Annotated in this window: 6 protein-coding genes; all 6 read right to left on the bottom strand. The window is 31.8% G+C overall.

The window, feature by feature from the left end; translation table 11 throughout:
- Positions 1-66 precede the first annotated feature (66 nt).
- The 6 genes from DFR80_RS12935 to DFR80_RS12910 all read right to left on the bottom strand — a co-directional run bounded on the left by DFR80_RS12935 (position 67) and on the right by DFR80_RS12910 (position 6,890).
- Positions 67-1,323, bottom strand: a complete 1,257-nt coding sequence (locus DFR80_RS12935) for a hypothetical protein (protein WP_114490196.1) — start codon at positions 1,321-1,323, stop codon at positions 67-69.
- A 13-nt stretch (positions 1,324-1,336) separates the two neighbouring features.
- Entirely contained in the window at positions 1,337-2,146 is an 810-nt protein-coding gene (locus DFR80_RS12930; protein ID WP_114490195.1) for a molecular chaperone, read from the bottom strand.
- Positions 2,147-2,235: 89 nt separating this feature from the next.
- The gene (locus DFR80_RS12925) at positions 2,236-3,090 is read right to left on the bottom strand and encodes a hypothetical protein (protein WP_114490194.1); all 855 of its coding nucleotides are present in this window, start codon (positions 3,088-3,090) and stop codon (positions 2,236-2,238) included.
- 93 nt (positions 3,091-3,183) lie between these two features.
- Positions 3,184-3,984, bottom strand: coding sequence for a hypothetical protein (locus DFR80_RS12920; RefSeq protein ID WP_114490193.1), 801 nt, complete (start codon positions 3,982-3,984; stop codon positions 3,184-3,186).
- 388 nt (positions 3,985-4,372) lie between these two features.
- Positions 4,373-5,695 (bottom strand): hypothetical protein, encoded by a 1,323-nt coding sequence (locus tag DFR80_RS12915; RefSeq protein WP_114490192.1) that lies wholly within the window; start codon positions 5,693-5,695, stop codon positions 4,373-4,375.
- 13 nt (positions 5,696-5,708) lie between these two features.
- The gene (locus tag DFR80_RS12910) at positions 5,709-6,890 is read right to left on the bottom strand and encodes a secretin (RefSeq protein ID WP_114490191.1); all 1,182 of its coding nucleotides are present in this window, start codon (positions 6,888-6,890) and stop codon (positions 5,709-5,711) included.
- Between the last annotated feature and the right edge of the window lie 15 nt (positions 6,891-6,905).

The following is a 6,905-nucleotide window of genomic DNA, read 5'->3' as shown; positions in this document are numbered from 1 at the left end:
GTGCTACTATTTAATTCGACAAGAATGGGGTGAAGCCCTTTCTATATCATTAAAATCTTTGTTATATCAAGGCTTATTTTTATGAAATTCGCTTACATAATTGGCCCGTAGTGCTCCAAAATAACCTTCCCACCCCTCTCCAGAATAATCGTCATCTCGATAGCGGCCGGCAAAAACTTCTGTTTCTTTTACCGTTGAATTTAAAACATCACTTGAACCAGCAAGATAACTTACATTTCTTTCTTCTTTTCCTTCTGAAGTTATTTTTACAACTTCAATTTTATTTAAATATCTGGCTCTTAGTTCAATATTTTCAAAAGTATATTCTCCATCAGATTTAATATTTCTTTTTTTAACTAAATTATCATTAAGATAAAGTGAGATCTGATCTTCTCTTTTTACTTTTACTGTTACATTAGTATAGGGAATTAATTTATAGCTCAATCTATCTGGCAGTGAAAAATATACTCCCTGCATTTCGTTATTTCCCATTGTCTCTTCCAGCCTGAAATCATGATCTCCGGCAATGATCAGCATATTATTTTCTTGATATTTAAATTTTAGTTTATCAAGTTCATATTCAATTTCACTGCTGTCAATATTGTATTTAAGATCATTGTTAAAATAATAGGCCCAGTTGCCGGTTCTGCCATAAAAATTTAAATCTCCAGTTAGGTCTTTATTTAAATCTCCAAAAATTCTATCTTCCAGGTTTAACTGAACCCGGTAATGAACAGAACTTAGCTGAAAAGCTGCCAACTCCTCTCCTAAGATCTCTTTTTCTTCTTTCTGATAGATGATTTTTTCTTCTTCATCCTCTTCCAGGCCATCTTCTATCTCAATATCTTCAAAAAATTTGCCTTCCACTACAACTTCCTGCAGAGAATTATTCCAGCTAATCTGATAATCGGTTAGATATTCAAAAACTTCTTTTGCCAGATAAAATTCTCCTCCATAAATTACTGGAGTCCTTTCGTTCCATTCTGGATGATCTAAATATTCCTTTGCCCTCAAATCGACCCTTACTTCTCTATCCTCTTTTTCTAATGTCAAAAGAGATAGATCTCTATTAAAATTAAGCTCCACTTCAAGATAGGGTGCTATCAAATTTGCCGGCAGAAGAATATAGTCTTCATCAGTAAAATAGAATATTTCAAAAAAGTCATCCTGATCATATGGCTGTTCTCTGTTTATATCAAAGAGGGTCAATAAGACAATGCTTGTTTCAATATCTAAATTATCTTCTACTAATTCCTGGGCCAGAAGATTGCCCGAGATAAAGAACAACAGAGCAAATAGAGTAACTAATATTAAGTTTTTCATGTTTTCCACCAGCCTACTCTATTTTAATCGGAATCTGGTATTCAGCAACTCGATCTGTGTTATAAAAACTAAACTCCAGCATGAATTTGTAGTTTCCTGGTTCTAGCCTATCTTTAAGATAAAATGAAAATTGTCTTTCATTTTTAGGGAGAATTAATAATTGAGTAAATTTATCTTCCATTACAAGTTTGTTATTCTGATCAACTATTTTATAAGCCGGATAGTATCTTAGATGTCCATTCCCATCATTTTTAATTCTTAGGGAAATGCCCTGGGGCATTGGTTCTGGGCTATTATAGACTCTTAAGCCAGTAAACTTAAAATCATATTTAACACCAACCGGAATATAATAAATAGTTGTACCAATTTGACTTTTAACCCTTGATCCAGTTGCATTATCGATTAAATCTGTTTCATGTTCTACAAAAACTATTCCTCTTCTTTCTATTGGAGTTTCTGCTTCCGGACTGGAAATTGTAAATCTAACTATCTGTTTTTGTCCTGGAGCCAGAGTAAATTCTCTTGGATTAAACTTAATTAAACCATCCAGGGTATATTCAGTCTCACCTGCTTCAAAAACTACAACTGAATCTCTTTCATCTAAACTCCAATCTTTTAAGACTGTTGTTAATTCTACTTCTTCTTCTCCATTATTAACTACCTCTATCATCCCGGTGCTGCGTTCTCTCTCTAAGGCATTTAAAATTATTCTGGAAGGTTCAACTCTAATGGTTGCAAACACTGAACTTGCAGTTAATAGAATTAAACCAATAGTTAAAATAAACATCAAATACATATTAATGTTTTTTATTTTTTTAGTCATAGAAGTTACTCCTTTCTACTTATTCAGGGGCTGAATTTTCAGCCCCTGTCTTGTAGTGGAAAAGTTGTATTTACTTAGTCATGCTTTACTTAAATTGTAACAGCTCTAAATACTACTTCACCAGAATAGTGACCATGAACAGTATTCATACTGAAAGGTACTTTGAAGTTATGCAGTGCTTCTAATTTAACGCCAGCATTTCTTGTACGGGTAAAAGTCCTTTCTGCATTAAAGATAAAGTCATTTGGTAATACATTTCCATTAAGTTCTGTTCTCATATACATTGGAAGTTTATGACCGGCTGCTCCACCTTCTCCAACTAAAGCTTCAGAAGTTACTTCATATTTATAATTATCATTGGAGATAACTTCTACTGCAAAGATATCACAGGCTCCAATAAACACTTCATCACCGGGATCTATTTCTGCATTCTTACCGTGACCTAGGGATATCCAGTTTGCATCTAAATAGCCACCGATTTCATTATCAAATACCATATGGTATCCAGATTGACCTTGAGGTAATGTTGTACCGGTTGCTGAAGCATTAGGGCCATAACTGATGGCTGAAGTTGTTCCCTGATTACCTGTTAATCTCATTTCTAAATAACAGGGAATATAAGCTTCTGCAGGTAATGTGATTGCAACTTCTTGTTTATCAGATTCTTCAGTATTTACATCTAAATATTCTCCACTTCTATCGAACTCTTCTAAATTTGTATAATCACCAGGATTATCAGCATCTATATGATTTACAAAAACAACTCCATCTCCTGTGTCAACATCATAATTAGCATATAATTCTCCCTCCTGCCATATTAAACCTCCTACTACTCCAGGATCCCACTCAAAATCGCCATCATCATTGAGAATACCATCTTGAGCAAATACCGCACCTGAGAGAACAAATACCAACACGAAAGCTAATACCAACATTTTTTTCATAATAAATACCTCCTTGTAATTTTAGAAACCTGCTTCCACATTAGGACTTTATATTAAATATCAGCTGAGGCTGATAATATAGGCTGCTTTTATTTATTCAAGTTTAAAATTAATCTGATAATTTTTTTCTCCAGCATTTACTTTTCTAAAATCTTCTATCCGCAGCTGATAAAAAATTTCTACCTGGCCTGAACTCAATTTTGCAGTATTCGAACCATTGGCAATAACTGTTTCGACTTCATTTAATTTAATAAAATCACTTTTATAATCTACAAAAGATCTACTCTCAGAATCAGCTGCTACTCGAATTGAAAGATTATCTTTACTTGCTTCCGTTATCATTACTTTGAGTTTCCAGTTAGTATTTGATCTGATCAATATTTTCTGCTGGCCAGAGCTGAGAAGCTCCATAGTTCGATTATCGACATTTTCTATTTTTGCACTCTGAACTGCTCCATTAAGGATTTCCATCCAGGGTCTTATCTCAAAAACTACCTCTAATTCTAAAATTTTATTTTTATCTTTTAAAAATATAATATTACTATATAATCCCGGCTTATATTCTGCTTTTAAATTAAGTTGAAAATTTAAAGAAAAGTTGTAAAGTAAACTGTTTTTTTCTATCTTAAGCTCTCTACTTGATAATGGAATTGAATTATCTCTATTTACTAACTTTAGATTTGAAGCTGCAATCTTATTTGTTTCTGCTCTGAAATAATCATCTGAGGTTGAGATGGTGATTATTTCTCCTTCCAGATTTTGAACTGGAATCGAAAAACTAAAGTTTTCATTTGTTTGAGGGGTAAAACTGCCAAGATAAACTCCAGCTGCTTCCACATTAATCTGAGACAGGAAAATAATAATTAATATTATAAAAAATATTTTTCTCTTCATATATTTCCCACCACCTTTTTGTTAAACCAATCATAACAATTTGATATTGAATTAATCTCCAATAAATCTCTAAAAAATCTCTAAAAATAAAAAAATGGATTAAATTTTTAAATCAATCCTTTATTTAAAAGTTTTTTTAAAATGGGAATATAAAGGAGCTGAAGTTACTAAAAGTATTAAACTATCAAAATTTATAAAATAATTTTTGTCAGTCTAAATTAAAACCCCAGCATAAAATAATACCGGGGTTAAACAGAACATTTCTGTTCTGATTGTATTCAGGGGCTGAATTTTCAGCCCCTGCCTTGTAGTGGAAAGACTTTAAAAGACTGCAAAAATATCTATTATTATTTAAAAACAATAATTGAAAATGAATTAAATAAACAATTTAAAACTCATACTGTAACCCTAACCAATACGATTCCTCTTGATCAAGATCAACATTCCAGGTATAGCCAAATAACAATCCATAATTATTAAAATCATAAGCTACATCTATTCCTGCAAAATCATATTCAATTAAAGATCTGTATTCTAAAGCAAAATTTAATTTTTGTCCTAAGTCTGATTCTCCTCTTATATACCAGTTAGGATTTTTATAATTACTTTCCCTGTCTTCAAAATTATAAGTAAGAGGATTTAAACCTGCATCTAGTTTTAAAGGTCCAAGTTTAACCAGATCACTGAATTTTAATGCTAATTCATTTTCTTTATTTGCCAGCTTAATAAACTCTAATCCCATCCATAAATTATCATAAATATGACCGGATAAAGAAATAGTATGTCTATCTGTTAAGATTTCATTTAATTTTAAATCAATTTTAATGTTAGAATCATTTTGATAAAATCCACTTAATGATATTTTTTGATTTTGATCAATCTTTTTCTCATAAGCATATTTTAAAATCAGTCTTGTTTCTTTTTGGCTAAGCTCTCGGTGATTAAAAATTTCTTCCAGACCAGCAAGACTAACTGATAAGTCTGGCAGAGTCAAAACACCAACCGGTCTAGCAGTAAGAAACACAGCAAAATATCTTTTTTCAATTTCTTTTCTCTCTCCAATTTTTTTTTCTATTCTATTCTTTCTCGTACTTTCCATAAGAGCCAATAGATATGGCTGTGCTGGTTTGATCCAGACCTCTGTTGCTATCCCTGTGGGACCTTTTCCAGTTTTTAAGTTAATAACTGTCAAAATCGGATTTTCTTCTTTATCAAATTCATTCTTTGGAGTAAGATCTAATTCAAAAATATTTGTGTAGGTAATAGAATCAACTGATTCTACATCTAGATATAATTCTTCCTCTGCTACCTGTAAAGTTGCAGTATGACCAGGTGCCACAATAATTCTGGGACTTAAAATTGATTCTTCCGACTCCTGTTCTCTTAATTTTTGCAGCATAATCTCAAAATTATTGCCATAAAATTCGATTAGCTGATCTTTATTTATAAAATTAAATTCCTGATCATTTTCTTCTTCATATTCAAATCTTTCTAAATTAAAACTGCTTATATTTTTATCGGTAACATCTATTATTTCAAGTTTAAATAATATGTGGTTTATTGATATCTGATTATTAAAATTAGAGGAGTTAATATTCATAATTTCTTCAGAATTAGAGCTCGCCACAACTGTTATCGCAGATATAAATATAATTAATATTATAAAAAGAAACCAAAATGGAGATAAGAAATATTTTTTATAATATTCCATAATAACTCCTCCCCTATTCTGCTGGATTAATTATCTCAGTTGTAATAAACATCAATAATTCTCTTTCAGAATCTTCTTTTCTATCCTGGCGGAAAAACCATCTTATTAGAGGAATATCACCTAAAATAGGAACTTTTCTAATATTATCTCTCCTATTTTCAATAGTCATTCCTGCCATAACCAGTGTTTCCTTATCCTGAGTATGAATCACTGATGTAATCTCACTACGTCTAATTCTCAGCCTTTGATCCATTTCTTCAGTGAAATGACTTATAGAAGGGGATATATTAAGCTCAATTTCATCTTTACCTATTATTCTGGGACTTACCTCCAATGCTACTCCTACTTCTACCCGTTCCAGTCTTGCAGAAGCATCTTCAGGTTCCAAAATAATGACCTGTTCTTCGCCAATAAATAAAGTTCCTGTTCCTCTATTTTGGACAATTAACCTGGGATCAGCTTTTATTTCCAGATCTTCTCTTTTTTCAAGCGCTTTTAAATTAGTTAAAATTCTATCGGAACTTCCATACCATGATAATTCCACAGATTCATTATTATAAATTAAACCATCAGATCCCACTATTTCTTCTCTTAAATAATCAAATAAGTCTGCACCATATTCTTTGACTAAATCACTGGAAATCTCAGTAACAACGAACTGGATCTGAATCTGTTCTGGTGGTGAATCTATTTTATTTACTTCCTCAATAAATTCTTCAATTATAGCGGGAGTAGCTGTAATAGTAATTGAATTTCTTTCTTCACTGCTTCTTAAAAATGGATCATAAAAAGCAGGTAATAAATCTCTTGCTTCAGAAGTTGTAATATACTTTAATTTAATATTCCGGCTTTCTGCCATATGTTGAAATGCAGGACTGCGAGGATCTGCCATACTAACCAGATAGTAATCATCAAAACGTCTAAAGGAGTATCCACCACTCAGTAAAATCATTTTCAGAGCCTTTTCCAGGGGAACGTTTTCTAAATCTAAAGTCACCAGACCCTGAACTGTATCATCTGCAATTATATTTACTCCTGACTGCAGCACCAGATCGTTTAGAGCTTCTCTGATATCTGTTTGAAAATAAAGTGCTGATACCATCGTCTGCTCTGATTGATCAGTTTCTGCAGAAACTGATCCAATTAAGAAAAAAATAATTATTATTAAATAAATAAAAACAGTTATCTTTCTCATAATCTCTACTCCTTT

It is taken from the genome of Halanaerobium sp. ST460_2HS_T2, from assembly GCF_003337665.1.
In the GTDB taxonomy this organism is placed as follows: domain Bacteria; phylum Bacillota; class Halanaerobiia; order Halanaerobiales; family Halanaerobiaceae; genus Halanaerobium; species Halanaerobium kushneri.
This window is presented reverse-complemented; position numbering and strand designations above follow the sequence as displayed.

Bases quoted from the DNA above. Each gene is read 5' to 3' on its own strand.
- DFR80_RS12935 (WP_114490196.1), bottom strand. From the start codon at position 1,323: ATGAAAAACTTAATATTAGTTACTCTATTTGCTCTGTTGTTCTTTATC.
- DFR80_RS12930 (WP_114490195.1), bottom strand. From the start codon at position 2,146: ATGACTAAAAAAATAAAAAACATTAATATGTATTTGATGTTTATTTTA.
- DFR80_RS12925 (WP_114490194.1), bottom strand. From the start codon at position 3,090: ATGAAAAAAATGTTGGTATTAGCTTTCGTGTTGGTATTTGTTCTCTCA.
- DFR80_RS12920 (WP_114490193.1), bottom strand. From the start codon at position 3,984: ATGAAGAGAAAAATATTTTTTATAATATTAATTATTATTTTCCTGTCT.
- DFR80_RS12915 (WP_114490192.1), bottom strand. From the start codon at position 5,695: ATGGAATATTATAAAAAATATTTCTTATCTCCATTTTGGTTTCTTTTT.
- DFR80_RS12910 (WP_114490191.1), bottom strand. From the start codon at position 6,890: ATGAGAAAGATAACTGTTTTTATTTATTTAATAATAATTATTTTTTTC.